Below are 16,175 nucleotides of genomic sequence, written 5' to 3' on the forward strand. Positions count from 1 at the left end.
TTTCACTAAATAAAAACCAACCTTACTTGTTATTTACTATATAACGTCAGATAAAATACATAAAATTCCATAGCACTCATTCTCATCAATTTGAATTTTATATTTTTTCTCTAACTTATTCATTTCTTTTTTTATTATATAAAGTTTCTCCTTATTTTTCTTTAGCTTTTCAGCTGAAAATTTCTCACTTATTCTTGTATTACCAACTAAACTATCTATCATAAAAGAAATATGCATTGCAAGACCAACAACCATATCATACTGTTTTTTTATACCAAATACATATAAAAGATTATCAATAGTTTCTTTAACATCATCTAATACTTTAGAATAATTTGTGTAATTCAATGAGCTTTTTAACCCTTCACAAATATCATTATAACCCATACTTATCTTAATAATATTCTTTAACTTATCAATACCTTTAGCACTTTTTAATTCATTCGTTTTAAAATACTCTACACCATCTATATTTAAAGAATATTCATCTATAATTACTATAACATTTTTCTCTTCAATAATCTTGTTTACAGCTTTACAAAAATTCTGTTCATTTTCGTGAGGAATAAGTACTATATCTATATCTTCGATGCATGTAGCTAAATTTTCTTTTATAATTCTTTTACTTTCTTTATCCAAACCTTCAGAAATATTATATCCTATAATTATTATATTCTCCTTCCGCTCTTTACTAATCCTTCTAATAGCACCATTTTTCATTATTTCTATTATAGAATTATATACCTCTGCAAGTGAAAAACCTACATTTAATTTTTGCATAGCCTCTAATACTATTAAAGTGGTTACCATAGGAATAGACCTAACCTCTATACCAAGCTCTTCCTTAACAATGCTATCAAAAGAATTTAGTGAACCCATATCCGTTAATAACAACATACCATCTTTAGCATTAATAGTCTTTATAGTTTTTTTAAATTCCTCAATAATTTGCTTATAACTTTTATTAAGGTTCATATCAAATGAATAAATATTTCCTTCACCTAATATATCTTTAACAACCTTTACCATACTGCTTGCTGTACTATCACCATGCATAGCTACAATAACACTTATATTATGATTAATTATTGTATTTTCTTCTGCTAAATCTTTAGCTAAAAATAAAGTAATATACGCGGCATCCTCTATAGATAAAAATATATTAAATTCATTTTCTATTATATTAACTATTTTTAAAGCTACTTTAAATTGCTCTTTATTCTGCTGTCTTACTTCATTTATATCCAGCTTATTAGGATTATTTTTAAACAAATTATTATCAATAATGTAATTTATATAAATTGCCATATGATAAAACTTTTTTTCGCTTAGTACTACTGATAGTTCATTTTGTATTACATCTTTTATATTCTGACAAAGCTCAAAAAATTTTGTATTCATAAATAATTTTTCTATAAGAGCATTATCTACTATACCTTCTCTAAAAAGTGATAATTGTACTTTACTTTCATCATCACTTTCTTCTTTTTTTACTTCTTTAAATCCAAGATTTTCTTCTTTTCCTGATGGATAAAATATATAATAATCTATATCCTTTGGAATTAAAATCTCTACCTCATATGCTTTACCTCTATAGTTGCTTTTTATCCTGCCTAATGAGCTACTAAAATAATTTGAATTCAACTCTAAAACTTCACTAAAATTCTTTATGCAATTAAGATATGCATTTGCTACAGCTAATCTAATATCACTTTGCAATTGACCTACATTATTTTTGCATTCATAAAGCAATAATGACTTCATAATTTGTCTGTGTGCCTTAATAGGCTTATTTACCCTTAAAGCCTCTTTTTTTAAAAAGTACTTAACAAGCTCAATCCTCTCAACTAAGCTTCTCTCTCTTAGTGGTGGAATTTCAATAACCATAGGAATTCTTCTATTAAATGTATCTAACATAGTGGATTCAGGATTTTCAGTGGTTGCTGCTATTATTAATACCTCTGAACTTATTTCCTTAGAAGACTGTCCCATTCTTTTAAAAACACTCTTATCTATAAATGTAAACAACATTTCCTGACCTTCTGGTGGTAGTCTATGTACTTCATCTAAAAATAAAATTCCTTTATCTGCAACTTCTAAAAGTCCTTTTTTAGAATTCTGCGCCCCGGTATATGCTCCTTTTTCTACTCCAAAAATGTGGGCCATTAAAAGCTGAGGATTATTAGCATAATCAGCACAATTAAATGTAACAAATGGAGCACCTTCATCTCTAACTCCAGCTTCTATCGAAAAATCATACATATACTTTGCCAGCATACTCTTTCCAACACCAGTTTCACCATAAATAATGGAGTGTAGTCCATATGGAGGATATAAAATTGCGGCCTTAGCCTTTTCTACTACCTTTTCTAAACTATGCCTCTTACCAATAAGAGTAGAAAAGCAACTCTCACTATAGCTCTGTTTCTCTCTGTTTATTTTTTCAATTGGAATGAAATATACTGGTCTGGATTTAATTTTTTCAACTAATGCATCTTTACACAATTGATTTAAATAATTACTTACATTAGCCCTGCTAATTTTAAGTTTGCTTGCAATATCTTCAGCAGTTATTCCTTTATTAGAACCTTTATACAACTGTTTTAAAATATTATATACTTTTTCTTTATTCCTCATTTGCTCCACACCTTTTAGTAAAATATTTAAGTATAGCTGAATTAAACTAAAAGCACTACCAAAATATATTAAAAATTTCGATAGTGCCTATTTTATTAGTATATTTATCAGCATTTATTATGCCAATATTTGATTATATTATCCGCTATTACATATTACTATCATTCACATTATTTAACCATTTTTTAACTGGCCCTATAACACTTTGGATGCATCCATCTTCAAATGGATTCTTTAGGTTTGCAAGTTCTACAAGTTCTAAGAACGACTTACTTCCGCCAGCTTTACATAATGTTAAATAATCTTCCCAAGCCTTTTCTCTATTTTCATTAGCCTTAACCCAGAATTGTAGAGCACAAACTTGAGCTAATGTATAATCTATATAATAGAAAGGTGATTGGAATATATGACTTTGTCTAAACCAGAATCCTCCTCTATTTAAGAAATCACTATCTTCATAATCTTTACTTGGCAAGTATTTTTTCTCAATTTCTCTCCAAGCTTTCTTTCTCTCCCCTGGAGTAGCTTCTGGGTTTTCGTATACAAAGTGTTGGAATTCATCTACAGTAACCCCATAAGGTATAAATGTTAAAGCACTTCCTAAATGAGAGAATTTATATTTTAACTCATCTTCCTTAAAGAATAATTTCATCCAAGGCCAAGTGAAAAACTCCATGCTCATAGAATGTATTTCTGCTGCTTCATAAGTTGGAAATGCATATTCTGGTACCTTAAAGTTTCTACTTGAATATGCTTGAAATGCATGTCCTGCCTCGTGAGTAAGTACATCTACATCTCCAGAAGTTCCATTAAAGTTAGAAAATATAAATGGTGATTTAAATTTACCTATGAAAGTGCAATATCCTCCACCAGCTTTTCCCTTCTTGCTAACTAAATCCATAAGCTCGTGTTCTACCATAAATGTAAAGAACTCATTAGTTTCATCTGACAATTCTTTGTACATTTGCTTTCCATTATTTAATATCCAATCAGGATCTCCCTTCGGTACTGCATTACCTGTTAAGAATTTTAATGGTTCATCATAATATTTAAGCTCTTTAAATCCTAATCTTTTAGCTTGTCTTTCCTTCAATTCTTCTGCCACAGGAACTATATAATCTAATACTTGTTTTCTATAATTAGCCACCATCTCTGCATTATAATCGGATCTCATCATTCTTATATATGCAAGCTCCACGAAATTATTATATCCTAATTTTTTAGCCATTCTATCTCTTACTTTTACCAATTTATCATATATTTCGTCAAACTTGCTTTCATTTTCCACATAGAAATTAGTAGAAGCTTCGTAAGCTCTCTTTCTCATTTCTCTATCTTTTGACTGTATGAAAGGTTCAAGCTGAGATAAATTTCTCTCTTCTCCTTCAAACATTATCTTAGCTGAAGCCTTCAGTTTATCGTACTCTGTAGTTAATTTATTTTCTTCCTTTAAATACTCTATTATCTTTAAATCAAAAGATTTTAACTGCATTTCTGCCAATGTGAAAAGCTGTTTTCCCCATTTTCCCTCTAATTCTTTTCTAAATTTTGAATTTACTAAGGTTTCATAGTACTTAGATATTAATCCTTCGTACTCTGGCATATTTTCATCCATAAACTCTTTTTCTTTTTCATAAAATTCATCTACTGTGTTTATGGAGTTTCTTATGCCAACTAATTCAGCCATAGATTCTACATCACTTCTTAGGGAGTTTATTTCTTCCATTATTTTATCTTGCTCTTCTAAAGATGCTGCTTCCCTAAAACTACTAATTAGTTTTGTAAAATCTTTTTCTACTTTTTTCATATCTGGTCTTACATATTGGTAATCTTTAAATTTTAGCATAAATTATTCCCCCTCTTTATTAAACTTTACAATGATACCATTTTACCACACTTAAATCTTTTTTTAAATTTCTATTTTCAGTTATTTTCTCTAAATTCATATTATTTTCACAATTCACGCATATTGGACTTTTATTGGAACCATAAAGACCTTAATGGAAGGACTGAAATGGACCGAATTTTTAAGGATAAATTATAAATAAAGAGATACTAAAGTATTATCCATGTATATCCCTAAAATATAGACAATATGACCATTGTCATACCTCATATAGGGATGTACAATAAAGATGAAATAGAGATAAAACTAAATAATAAGTTTTTGGTTTTCTTTTGAGAAATTAAAAGGGAATGTGGTGAAAAACCACAGCAGCCCCCGCTACTGTAATAGTGGACAACTCTTAACAGCCACTGGTTAAAACCGGGAAGGCAAGAGGCGGAAGAAACTAGAGCCAGGAGACCTGCCTAAAACTTACTGTTAAAATTTTTCGGAGGGAAGAATTACAGAAGTATAATGGTAACATTGTGAGCCAATTTATAGAGTTCTACTTTGTGCTTTATAAAATTATCTCCTAAATGATTAACTGTTATCTGCTGTAATGACTTCGCTTAGAAGTCTTTTTATTTTTCAATTAGTTAAAATAGCACATATAAAACAAAGAAGGAAGGAATTTTTATGAATATCAAAAATTTTAAAAGACTACTATGGGTAAGCTTAGGAAGTTTAATATACGCTTTAGCTATAAATATCTTTATATCTCCACATAAATTATTAAGTGGAGGCATAGCCGGTATATCATTACTAGCTCAATATATGAGCAATATTCCCTCAGGTTATTGGGTATTCATATTAAATATACCTGTGTTTATATTAGGACTCAAAAAGATAGATAAAGATTTTATATTTTTTAGTTTAGTAGGAATGTTAACTATGTCTCTTTTCTTAGTACTAACAAAAGACATCTCTTCTTTGGTAACAATAGACGATCTAGTAATGTCAACCGTATTTGGTGCCGTACTAAGTGGCCTAGGCATGGGAATCATATTTAGAAATAGAGCTTCTCAAGGTGGAACAGACATAATAGCTGTAATCATAAGACAAAAAAACGGTGCTAAAATGTCCACATTATATTTTATACTAAATGGCCTAATAGTAGTTATGGGAGTATTTGCTACAAATTTAAAATTAACATTGTACACAGTATCTCTAATGTATATAAAATCTCTAGTAATTGATAAAGTTATAGAGGGGTTTGACCAAAAGAAAATAGTCATGATAGTTACTTCTAAAGCAGAACAAGTATCTCAAAAAATTATGAACAACATAGGCAGAGGTACCACTTATCTATATGGAGAAGGTGCTTATACTGGAGAAAAGAAAAAAATCATATATTGTCTATTAACAACTAAAGAATTAAATAATGTAAAAAAATTAGTAGATGAAATAGATAAAGAAGCTTTAATATCAATATCAGAAGCAGAAGAAATCAAAGGAAGAGGTTTCCTAAAACCTGCCCTATAAGCATAAATTGCAGGGCAATTTATGGCTTAAGTGTGCTAGTGTGCTAGTGGCTAGAGGACTAGAATTTAGTTGTAGTGGAGAGTTGAGAATTAATAATTAATAGTTAATAATGAAGGTGAATTTTTCTTCATCCCATTACGAAAAATTTGAAATTTAAGATAGCTAATATAATTTCACGTTGTGAAATTATATTAGCTATCTTTTTTGGCTTAACTTAAATCTTTTATTGGCGGTATTCAGTCTAAATACGTAGATATGGTCAAAAACTCTTAAAGGAGTTTTATTATAGTATTTAAAATCTAAAATCCAGTCCGTGCTTAAACTTTAAAAATTACTACTAAATCATTTAACGATTGGTAATTGGGACTAGAGACTAAAAGAAAGGCTACCCCTAAAAAATAATATAGTAAGCCTTTGCTTTTTTCTTACAATTAAATATGTTATAATATGTAATATATATATTTTTTTGTGGGAGGTAACTAATTATGTATGACCCATTTTATAACCCAATCGAAGAAATCCTTGGAAAAATATTTATAGGTGCTTTTTTAATTTTTCTTATTATAATATCAATTCTAGGAATCAAATATCCTAAAGACATATTTATGTTCCGTTTAAAATCAAAATTTAAATTTGGAGCCGAACCTAATGAAAATGCTATAAATTCTACAAAACTATTCTTTAAAATATTTCTTGTAATATGCTTAATATTTTTTTTACTATTAATATTTTTGTAAAAAATCAACTACTTTCTTTATAATTTATTTAATTTCTATATTTTCCTATTTGTATATAGAAGGAGGCCATTTACAGTGAACACATTAAAAAAACTTACGTATAGTAAGAAATTTATTATCTACTTTACTATATTGTATATTGCCATAATTGCTGGTTTAGCAGTGTGTAATATAAATCATATAGATGACTATAAAAACAAAACTCTAGGATATTTTTACAACATAACAACAGTGACTAAAAATAATGAAAAAATGTATAAATGGCATTTAGGTGTACCTAGTAGCAAAGATACGAGATATATAATACAAACATCAGCAAATGAAAAGGAACTTAGAGAGTTTAAGAACTCATTAGATGCTACAGACGAAAAAAAACATGGAATTTTATTAAAAATTTCATGTTTAATATATTTCATAATAAGTCTAATTATTGAATGCAATAATAAAAACATAAAAAATATGCAATTCTTAAAAGGATTTGATGTATCAGCTATAATGTTTATATTTATTATGATAATAGAAACATTCTTCCAACTAGATAGCTTATTAAGGAATGTACTAAATGCCTACAATTTAATACCCTAAAATAATATATTGTGACATAATAAATTGAAGAAAAATCTGATTTTAATTCCGTAATAAATGTATAATTGGGGACTGTTCACAATACGCCAAGAACTTCTAAATGTCTCACAGTTAAAGACCCTAAAGCTTTCAAACTCACTCGTTCCTCGTTCAAACATGAAAGCTTCTTAACGGTTCTTTAACTGTGAGACATAAGAAGTTCTAAGGCTAGTTCAATAGTCCCCAATTCTACATTTATTACTACATTAAAATCAGATTTTTAGTTTAATATGTTTATGGTTGGAGAGAAAAACCCTACTAAAGAATAATTTTCCTCCACTACGTTACGGAAAATCTTTAATTTATAAAACAAATAAAAAGGCTCCCATAATCTTTTTATGCGTAGCCTTTCGTTTAGGACTTAAATCCCGGTTATTAATAATATTTTCACTAATTGGGAGATACAATTAGTCACTTTAATTAGGTACTAGTAAATACATAATTATTAAAATAAAATATTAGATAAAATTTAATATATTTTGCCATAATGCATTAGCTTGTCTAAATTTTAGCTTTAATATTTAGACTATTGAGCTAGCCTTAGAAATTTTTTGTTTTCAAATTTCAATACCCGTTAAGAAGCTTTCATGTTTGAGCGCCGTTAGAAGCGAGTTTGAAAGCTTTAGGATATTAAAATTTGAAAACATTAGAATTTCTTGGCGTATTGCGAACAGTCTAATAAAATATATTTATTGTGGACTTAAAGACAGATTTTTCTTATTGCACTTACGTCACAATATTCTTTTATAATGGTGCTTCAGCCTTAGACTTCACTGTTTTTTTATAAGTTTTACTCTCAAATACCTCTTCCGACAAACTCTTTCTTAAAGATACCATAGACATTATCATGACAAATGCAAATGGAAAGGCTGCTACTATAGAAGCTGTTTGTATCATTTGGAGTCCACCAGCTAATAAAAATGCTATAGTTAATGCAGATTGCAGTATTCCCCAAGTAATCTTCTTAAAATTGCTAGGATTTAAACTTCCTTTACAACTCAACATACCTAAAACAAAAGTAGCAGAATCCGCTGAAGTTACAAAAAATGTACCCAAAAGACATATAGCTATAATTGAGATCAATTTTCCCAAAGGATAGGTATTAATAACAACAAAAAATGCAGTTTCTGCATTTTTTATGGCTGATAAAGCTATACTTTTATCTACCTGAAATCCCATAGTTCCGAATATAGCAAACCATAAAAAGCAAACTATAGAAGGTACGAGAAGCACTCCTAATAAAAATTCTTTTATAGTTCTTCCTTTAGAAATTCTAGCAATAAATATACCTACTGGTGGTGCCCAAGCTATCCACCAACCCCAGTAGAATATAGTCCATTTTTTATACCATTCTCCTTTTACAAATATATTATTATTACTTATTAAAAGATCTTTTGCATACACCCCTAATCCTTGGAATAGTTTTTTAAACATCTCTGATGTAGGGCCTACTATTACAACCAACACCACGAGTATAAGTGCCAATATTAAGTTTAAATTAGACAAACCCTGTATCCCTTTATCTAAACCTGAACATGAAGACATAATAAAGCAAACTGTAACTATACCTATTATAATCAATTGAGTAGTAATGCCCATTGGCACATTAAAAAGATGATTTAATCCTGAATTAATTTGAAGAGCTCCAAGTCCTAAAGAAGTTATAACTCCAGCTACTGTAGCAAATATAGTAAATATATCAATAACATTACCTATCCACCCAGAAGCTTTTTCTTCACCTATCAGTGGAATAAGCAAACTACTCATTAATGCCGGCTTCCCTTTTCTAAACTGAATATATGTTAATGCTAAAGCCAAAACCGCATAACAAGACCAAGCTGAAATACCCCAATGCAAAAATGATTTAGACATAGCAAATGTTTTTGCCTCTTCTGTAAAACCTTGAATATTATGAGGGTGAATGTAGTGATTCAATGGTTCTGCTACACCCCAAAAAATTAATCCTATACCCATTCCTGCACTAAATAACATGGCAAACCAAGACGTTAAACTATATTTAGGTTCATCTTCATCCTTACCTAATTTAATATTTCCATATTTACTAAATCCAATCCATATACAAAATACAAAAAAAGATATCATAACTAATATATAAAACCAGGAAAACTTATTTAATAAGAAATCCAATACCTTGTTATTAATATTTTCAAACCTACGTATATTAAAAAACGCATAAATTAATAAACATACTAAACTAATTAATGAAATATAAAAAACCTTATCTTCTTTTATTTTTTTAATCATACACTTCCCCTTTCTGACAACTTCATTTTTTTATCAGTTCGTTAGTTTTGACAACTTGATTATAACATAAGACATGTCAGTTGTAAAATTTTAGATTTTTCAAAATTTATTTTATTTTTACAATGAATTTTGATATAGTATATAATGTATGAGTATAAAATACCTTGTAAAGTGAGGAGAATTAAAATGACAAATATAGACTCTCCACGATATATTAGAATCGCCTTAGATCTAGCTTATAGAATATATTCAGGAGAATTTAAAGTTGGAGAAAAAGTGCGTGGGCGTTCAACCCTATCCAGTAAATACGGTGTATCACCTGAAACTATAAGACGTGCTATTTCCCTATTAAAAGATATGAATGTGGTAACTGTTTCTGAAAAAAGTGGAATATACATAAAATCTTACGAAAATGCATATTTATTTATTCAAAAATTTAATGATGAAAATAATTTAAAGCAATTAAGACAAAAAATTAAGGAACTTAAAGAAAAAAAGGATAAGATAGAAGTGGAACTTAACAAAAACCTAGATCTACTTTTAGAATATTCAATTCAGCTTGAAAAAGCCGACTCTTCTAATCACTATGAGATAGAAATTCCTAACGATTCACATATAGTAAATAAAACCATATGCGATACAGAATTTTGGAAACACACTAATGCCACTATAATAGCCATAGAGCGAAATAGTGAAATCTATGTATCTCCTGGCCCATATTTTATTTTTAAAGAAGGAGATATAATTAAATTTATATGTAATGAAGCTAACATTAATAAAGTAAGATCTTACATTGAAGTAACTGAATAAGCATAAATTGCTACGCAATTTATGGCTTAAGTGTACTCGTTGGCCAGTGTGCTAGAGGGCTAGTAAAGGATAATTTTTCTTTATTACATTACGAAAAATTTTACAATTTAAAAAAGATAACATAATTTCACAACGTGAAATTATGTTATCTTTTTTGGCTTAACTTAAATTTTTTATTGGCGATAGCCAGCGAAAATACTAAAACTAAAATTTATACAACCCTATGCCTCACGGCAAAATGAATTAAATTTTAGCTATTATGCTATTTTGATAAGTATCATATAACTTTTCGAAATGCTACGCCTAAAAAATATTATGAGCGCCCTCTTTTTTATAAATTAAAGATTTTCCATAGCACAGCGGAGGAAAATAATCCTTTAGTAGGCTTCTCCTCCCAAACCACATACATATTAAACTAAAAATCTGATTTTAATGTAGTAATAAATGTGGAATTTAGGACTATTGAACTAGCCCTAGAACTTCTTATGTCTTACAGTTAAAGACCCGTTAAGAAGCTTTCATGTTTGAACGAGGAACGAGTGAGTTTGAAAGCTTTAGGGAATTTAACTGTGGGACATTTAGAAGTTCTTGGCGTATTGTGAACAGTCCAAAATTACACATTTATTACGGAATTAAAATCAGATTTTTCTTCAATGTATTGCTTCACAATATTCTTACACTGTATCTCTAATTATCAGCTCTGGCTTAAAATAAATTTGTTTTTTTTCATCCATATGTTCTATAGTATTTATCAAAAGCTTACATGCTTCCTTTCCCATATGGTATATGGGTTGACCTATTGTAGTGAGCTCCGGCTGCACAAAGCTTGATATTCTTATATTGTCAAATCCTATTATAGAAATATCCTCTGGTATCCTATATCCTGCTCTTAATAAAACTTTCATGCCTCCTAAAGCCATGGCATCATTTCCATAGAATATAGCATCTACACTTACTTTAGATTTTAATATGCTTTGTGTAACCTTAATTCCTCCTTCTGTTGTAAAATCTCCTTCGAAAATAAGCTCGTCCTTATAGATATTTCTCTTAGTCATTGATTTTTTATATCCATCCAATCTTTTTTTTGACACACTTAATTCCATAGGACCTGTTACAAATGCTATACGTTTTTTCCCATTTTGTAATAGATAATCCACACCTTGTTCTACTCCCTCTTCATTAAGGCAATAAACTCCATTAAATTCTTCTACATTTTCCATGTATCTATCTACTAATACAAATGGCACATTATTATTTTTTAATATATTTATACTTTCTTCTTTGCCTACTCCAGTTAAAAATATTATGCCATCTACTAATTTACTTATTAAAAGCTTTATATACTGTTCTTCCTTATCATTTTTATTATCTGTATTACAAAATATTACATTGTAATTAAATTTATTAGCTACATCCTCTATGGCTCTAGCTATTTCTGAAAAAAATGGATTCTCTATATCGGGAAGAATTATACCTATGGTTTCTGTTTTTTTAGTACTTAAGCTTCTAGCTACAGAATTAGGTATATAATTTAATTCTTTTGCTGAATTAAATATCTTTTCCCTAGTACTTTCTGATACATTTATTTCTTTATTATTCAAAACCATAGATACAGTAGCCTTAGATACCCCTACTGCTTCTGCTATATCTTTCAAAGTTGTTTTTCTCATAATATCTCCTCAAATCCCTAGGGTGTTATATTTTTTCTATATTTTAACATCATCTTACTAAATCAAAGTGCCAGAATCAACTAGACATCCTATGAATAATCCAGGATTTATTTAATAAATCCTGGACTTTAAATACGTTCCTTTGCTTGTAAATTTCTACTAGCATAAATAATATTCATTTCTCAATTATATTTTACTTTTATTGCTTACTATGAGCAAGTATAATTTTATAAAATCAAATTAGGTACATGAAAATAAATAACAAGTCAAAGATGCTGGTATATTTTGTATCAGACAAGGAAGCAGGTTCCGCCGCTAGTAGAACTATCGTTGGGTTCTGCTGACGCAGTATGACGCAAAATAGACTAGCATACTAACTTGTTATTTATTTGAATGTGCTTACCTATAATTATTTAGCATTTTCTTTAGTTACTAACATAAGTTCAACTGGTATTAATTTTTTAACCTCTTCACCTTTTGAAGCTTTAACGGCATTTTCTATTGCTATTGAACCCATTAATTTTGGCTGCTGTGCTACTGTTGCTGTCATATCTCCAGCTTTAACTGCATTTATAGCATCTTGATTTCCGTCAAATCCTACAACTATAGCTGTTTTCTTAGCTGCTTTTAAAGCCTTTACTGCACCTAGTGCCATTTCATCATTGTGAGCAAATATAGCATCTATTTGTGGTTGAGCTTGAATTATGTTTTCCATAACAGATAAACCCTTTTGTCTATCAAAATCTGCTGCTTGTTTAGCAACTAAGTTTATTTTCTTATCTTTATCAGCTATATTGTGGAATCCCTTACCTCTATCTCTTGTAGCTGAAGCTCCTGGTATCCCTTCAAGTTCTACTGCTTTAACTGCTGATTTATCCTTTAACTGATCTGCTATAAATTTAGCCGCCATTTCTCCACCTTTAACGTTATCAGATTCTATGTGAGATGCAACTTCTCCACCATTTGACTTTCTGTCAACTGTTATAACAGGTATTTTTTGATCATTAGCTGCTTGAACTGCATTTGCCACAGCATCACTATCTGTAGGGTTTATTATTATAGCAGAAACCCCTTGTTGAACTAAATCTTCAACATTTGATCTTTCTGTATCCGCTGAATCCTGAGAATTTAAAACTACTATTTCATATCCTAATTCTTTAGCTTTGGCTTCTGCTCCTTCTTTCATGCTTACAAAGAATGGATTGTTTAAAGTGGATAATACCATTCCTATTTTCTTATTTTCCTTCTTAGTCTCTCCAGCTTTTTGTCCACACCCTGCCATTAATCCAGTTGTCAAAGCTAATGATGCTAAAATTGATAAAACTCTCATTTTTCTTTTCATACGTTAGCCCTCCTATTTTTCTTTTTTATATTAATTAAAATTAATCTGAATACAATTTTTCCCATGCTAATCTTTATTAATTTATTCTTATAATACATTATCTTACAAATTGTGTATACGCAGTTATTTCTCATTTATAAAACATAGGAGACTTCTGCTAGCTACACTAAAAACCTTAGAATAGAATATATTCATAAAATAGAATTTCAACTTATTATTTCTTTCCGCTGTTTACTTTTCTGTCCATAAGTACTGCTAACAATATTACAATACCTTTTACAATGGACTGATAGAATGGTGAAACATTCATAAGGTTTAATCCGTTATTTAATACTCCTATTATTAAAGCACCTATTATAGTTCCTGTTACTGTTCCTTCTCCACCTGCAAGACTTGTTCCACCAAGTACTACTGCTGCTATAGCATCTAGTTCAAATCCTGAACCTGCATTTGGTGAAGCTGAACCTATTCTACTTGTTACTATAATTCCACTTAAAGCTGCAGCTATACCTGATATTACATAAACCATATTCTTAATTTTTGTTGTGTTTATTCCTGATAATCTTGCTGAATCTTCATTACCGCCTAGTGCATATAAATATCTTCCATATCTAGTTTGGCTTAAAATATAGAATGCTATTACAAATACTACTATAGTAAATATTACTGGTATTGGAATTTGATCTAATAATCTACCATTACCTATAAAACCAAAGCTTTTTCCTAAACCTGATATAGGTTTTCCATTAGTAAATACATAAGTTACCCCTCTAAATATTGTCATAGTAGCAAGAGTTGCTATAAACGCTTGTATTTTTCCTCTTGAAATAATTATTCCATTAACTAATCCTACTACTGCACCTAATGCTAGTGCCGCAACCACTGCTAAAAATACATTTCCAGTACTCTTTATAATTACTGCCGCTACAGCACCACTTATGGCTAATATGGACCCTACAGATAAGTCTATTCCACCAGTTAAAATTACAAATGTCATACCTATAGCAAGAATTGCATTAACTGAAACTTGAGTAAATACATTTCTTATATTGCTTACAGATAAAAATCTAGGTTCAATTATAGCTATAGCTACGCACAATATTAAAAATACAACAAGTGATTTATATTTAATTAATGTATTTTTTACATTACTTTTCATAATTCTCTCCTCTTTTCATATTTCATTTATAGAGTTCAATTTTTACAATTATTTAATTCCTACTGCACATTTCATTATAGACTCTTGGCTTGCCTCTTCTCTATTTAGCTCACCAGTTATATTTCCTTCATGCATTACAAGTATTCTATCGCTTATTCCAAGAACTTCAGGCATATCAGAAGATATCATTATTACTGCCTTTCCACTTTCTTTTAATACATTTAGAACATCGTATATTTCCTTTTTAGCTCCTACATCTATCCCTCTAGTTGGCTCATCTATTATAAGCACTTTTGGAGATAACATAATCCACTTAGCAAGTATTGCCTTTTGTTGATTACCTCCACTTAAATTCTTTATAAATTGCTCTGAACTAGGTGTCTTTACTGATAGTTTTTTAATGTATTCTTCTACGTCTTTCTTTTCCTTTTTTCTATCTATAACTTTAAATGAGTTTTCATATTTTTTAAGATTTGCAAGGGTCATATTATCCCCAACAGACATTCCTAAAACTAAACCTTCCTTTTTTCTATCTTCTGATAGATAGCATATTCCATGGTGTATAGCATCTTTCGGAGATTTTATCTCTCTTTTTTCTCCATCTATAAATATTTCTCCGCTGGATTTTTTGTACTCTCCAAATATAGTCTTTGCCAGTTCTGTTCTTCCAGAACCCATTAAACCTGCTATACCCAATATTTCTCCTGCTTTAACCTGTAGAGAAGCATTTTTTACCTTATTTAAATAGTTTAAATCTTTAACTTCTAACAAAATTTCTCCAGTATCTACTTTTTTGTAAGGAAACTGTTCCTCTAGTTTTCTTCCTACAAGCATTGATATAATATCATCATTGGATATATCTGCTACCATGGCATCTCCCACATATTTACCGTCTCTTAAGACTGTAATTCTATCACACATCTTGAATATTTCTTCCATTCTGTGAGATATATAAATTATAGCTATGCCCTTATCTCTTAGTTTTTTTATAACAGTAAATAGATTCTTAGTTTCTACATCTGTAAGGGCTGTTGTAGGTTCGTCCATTATGATTATGCTGGCATTTTTAGTAAGAGCTTTTGCTATCTCTATCATTTGCATTTCTCCAACACTTATATCTCTTACCAAAGTATCCGGATCTATATTGCATCCTATTTGATTTAAGAAATCCATACTTCTTTCTTTTAATAATTTCTTACTTATTCTCCTAGAAACTTTATTAAATTTTTCATTTCCCAAGAATATATTTTCCCAAACGGTTAAGTTAGGAAGCACACTTAACTCTTGATGTATTATTGTTATTCCTTTGCTCTCTGCATCTTTTATTCCAGTTATTTCAGTTTCTTTTCCTTCTATAAGTATCTTTCCTTCATCTTTTTTGTAAACTCCACTTAATATCTTCATAAGTGTTGATTTACCCGCTCCATTTTCACCTAGAAGTCCAAGAACCTCTCCTCCATAAGCAGAAAGTTGCACATTATCTAAAGCCTTTACCCCTGGGAAGGATTTTGATATATTTTGCATTTTGAGTATAGGTGTTTTACTCTTCATAATTATCCTCTCC

General features: G+C 29.6%; 11 protein-coding genes and 1 riboswitch. Of the genes, 4 read left to right on the forward strand and 7 right to left on the reverse strand.

All coding sequences use genetic code 11. The features are described 5' to 3' along the window. Nucleotides 1-36 precede the first annotated feature (36 nt). Nucleotides 37-2,637 (reverse strand): sigma-54-dependent transcriptional regulator, encoded by a 2,601-nt coding sequence (locus tag C1715_RS17875; protein WP_102401697.1) that lies wholly within the window; start codon nucleotides 2,635-2,637, stop codon nucleotides 37-39. 148 nt (nucleotides 2,638-2,785) lie between these two features. Beyond that, nucleotides 2,786-4,483: a M3 family oligoendopeptidase gene (locus C1715_RS17880; RefSeq protein WP_102401698.1), complete on the reverse strand. Its 1,698-nt coding sequence runs from the start codon at nucleotides 4,481-4,483 to the stop codon at nucleotides 2,786-2,788. Between the two features lie 305 nt (nucleotides 4,484-4,788). Next, nucleotides 4,789-4,965: riboswitch (cobalamin riboswitch) on the forward strand. 193 nt (nucleotides 4,966-5,158) lie between these two features. Here C1715_RS17880 and C1715_RS17885 point away from each other — a divergent pair. The 3 genes from C1715_RS17885 to C1715_RS17895 all read left to right on the forward strand — a co-directional run bounded on the left by C1715_RS17885 (nucleotide 5,159) and on the right by C1715_RS17895 (nucleotide 7,326). Next, on the forward strand, nucleotides 5,159-6,004 hold the full coding sequence (locus C1715_RS17885; RefSeq protein WP_102401699.1) for a YitT family protein: 846 nt from the start codon (nucleotides 5,159-5,161) through the stop codon (nucleotides 6,002-6,004). A gap of 485 nt (nucleotides 6,005-6,489) precedes the next feature. Beyond that, complete coding sequence (locus C1715_RS17890) at nucleotides 6,490-6,741, forward strand: DUF6199 family natural product biosynthesis protein (protein ID WP_102401700.1); 252 nt, start codon at nucleotides 6,490-6,492, stop codon at nucleotides 6,739-6,741. A gap of 75 nt (nucleotides 6,742-6,816) precedes the next feature. Continuing rightward, a complete protein-coding gene (locus C1715_RS17895) occupies nucleotides 6,817-7,326 on the forward strand; it encodes a hypothetical protein (protein ID WP_102401701.1) in 510 nt (169 codons plus the stop codon). A gap of 783 nt (nucleotides 7,327-8,109) precedes the next feature. Here C1715_RS17895 and C1715_RS17900 read toward each other — a convergent pair. Then, the gene (locus C1715_RS17900) at nucleotides 8,110-9,630 is read right to left on the reverse strand and encodes a BCCT family transporter (protein ID WP_102401702.1); all 1,521 of its coding nucleotides are present in this window, start codon (nucleotides 9,628-9,630) and stop codon (nucleotides 8,110-8,112) included. 186 nt (nucleotides 9,631-9,816) lie between these two features. Between C1715_RS17900 and C1715_RS17905 the strand changes: the two genes are divergently transcribed. Further along, nucleotides 9,817-10,440, forward strand: a complete 624-nt coding sequence (locus tag C1715_RS17905; RefSeq protein WP_102401703.1) for a TrkA C-terminal domain-containing protein — start codon at nucleotides 9,817-9,819, stop codon at nucleotides 10,438-10,440. A gap of 674 nt (nucleotides 10,441-11,114) precedes the next feature. Here the strand turns inward: C1715_RS17905 and C1715_RS17910 are convergent. From C1715_RS17910 to C1715_RS17925, 4 genes are all read right to left on the reverse strand, one after another. Continuing rightward, nucleotides 11,115-12,110 (reverse strand): LacI family DNA-binding transcriptional regulator, encoded by a 996-nt coding sequence (locus tag C1715_RS17910; RefSeq protein WP_102401704.1) that lies wholly within the window; start codon nucleotides 12,108-12,110, stop codon nucleotides 11,115-11,117. 409 nt (nucleotides 12,111-12,519) lie between these two features. Continuing rightward, the gene (gene rbsB / locus C1715_RS17915; protein WP_102401705.1) at nucleotides 12,520-13,452 is read right to left on the reverse strand and encodes a ribose ABC transporter substrate-binding protein RbsB; all 933 of its coding nucleotides are present in this window, start codon (nucleotides 13,450-13,452) and stop codon (nucleotides 12,520-12,522) included. A 214-nt stretch (nucleotides 13,453-13,666) separates the two neighbouring features. Beyond that, nucleotides 13,667-14,611, reverse strand: a complete 945-nt coding sequence (locus tag C1715_RS17920; protein WP_102401706.1) for an ABC transporter permease subunit — start codon at nucleotides 14,609-14,611, stop codon at nucleotides 13,667-13,669. A gap of 48 nt (nucleotides 14,612-14,659) precedes the next feature. Further along, a complete protein-coding gene (locus C1715_RS17925; protein ID WP_102401707.1) occupies nucleotides 14,660-16,162 on the reverse strand; it encodes a sugar ABC transporter ATP-binding protein in 1,503 nt (500 codons plus the stop codon). Nucleotides 16,163-16,175 lie beyond the last annotated feature (13 nt).

The organism is Haloimpatiens massiliensis, assembly GCF_900184255.1.
GTDB lineage: Bacteria > Bacillota > Clostridia > Clostridiales > Clostridiaceae > Haloimpatiens > Haloimpatiens massiliensis.

Bases quoted from the DNA above. Each gene is read 5' to 3' on its own strand.
- C1715_RS17875 (WP_102401697.1), bottom strand. From the start codon at position 2,637: ATGAGGAATAAAGAAAAAGTATATAATATTTTAAAACAGTTGTATAAA.
- C1715_RS17880 (WP_102401698.1), bottom strand. From the start codon at position 4,483: ATGCTAAAATTTAAAGATTACCAATATGTAAGACCAGATATGAAAAAA.
- C1715_RS17885 (WP_102401699.1), top strand. From the start codon at position 5,159: ATGAATATCAAAAATTTTAAAAGACTACTATGGGTAAGCTTAGGAAGT.
- C1715_RS17890 (WP_102401700.1), top strand. From the start codon at position 6,490: ATGTATGACCCATTTTATAACCCAATCGAAGAAATCCTTGGAAAAATA.
- C1715_RS17900 (WP_102401702.1), bottom strand. From the start codon at position 9,630: ATGATTAAAAAAATAAAAGAAGATAAGGTTTTTTATATTTCATTAATT.
- C1715_RS17905 (WP_102401703.1), top strand. From the start codon at position 9,817: ATGACAAATATAGACTCTCCACGATATATTAGAATCGCCTTAGATCTA.
- C1715_RS17910 (WP_102401704.1), bottom strand. From the start codon at position 12,110: ATGAGAAAAACAACTTTGAAAGATATAGCAGAAGCAGTAGGGGTATCT.
- rbsB (WP_102401705.1), bottom strand. From the start codon at position 13,452: ATGAAAAGAAAAATGAGAGTTTTATCAATTTTAGCATCATTAGCTTTG.
- C1715_RS17920 (WP_102401706.1), bottom strand. From the start codon at position 14,611: ATGAAAAGTAATGTAAAAAATACATTAATTAAATATAAATCACTTGTT.
- C1715_RS17925 (WP_102401707.1), bottom strand. From the start codon at position 16,162: ATGAAGAGTAAAACACCTATACTCAAAATGCAAAATATATCAAAATCC.